Source organism: Vibrio sp. 704 (genome assembly GCF_033339295.1).
The window spans coordinates 1-529 of sequence record NZ_JAWOUH010000969.1; the positions used below are offsets into that span (position 1 = coordinate 1).

Consider the following 529-nt stretch of genomic DNA (forward strand, 5'->3'; position numbering starts at 1 on the left):
GTCTAGAGTTCACATTGAACTTGGTCGATGGTTCATCTGCGTTTAAGTACATTCTAGAGAAGAAGCACCAGCTGGCATTCCTGAACATGGGATCTGGTGAGATTCCAGCTTACTGGGAGTACTTGCATTCTGACAATGCGAACAAGCCGCAAACCAATGCTCACACCAACTACAGTAGCCCAGAACTCGATAAGTTGATCGAAGCGTATGATGCAGAGTTTGATCAGAATAAACGTTATGAGCTGTCGCACCAGATTCAAGAATACGTAAAAGAAGCAAATATTATTGTTCCTGGATACATGGTGCCTTACTCACGTGTAGCACATTGGCGTTGGGTTAAAATTCCAAAAGATGGCATGACTAAAGCAACGGAATGGGTTCTGCACCCAATGGATATCGGTAACTTCTGGATTGATGAATCCGTTAAGAAAGAGACAGAAAAAGCCATGAAGAGTGGTAAATCCTTCCCAGAAGTCACCGTGATTGATGATCGCTACAAGCTGTAATCGTTACTGACTAAGATAGAAAG

The 529-nt window shown here is 42.9% G+C and carries 1 pseudogene; it reads left to right on the forward strand.

Going from position 1 to position 529, the window contains the following annotated elements:
- A pseudogene (locus R7R24_RS30155) lies at positions 1–506 on the forward strand (ABC transporter substrate-binding protein); the annotation flags it as partial.
- Between the last annotated feature and the right edge of the window lie 23 nt (positions 507–529).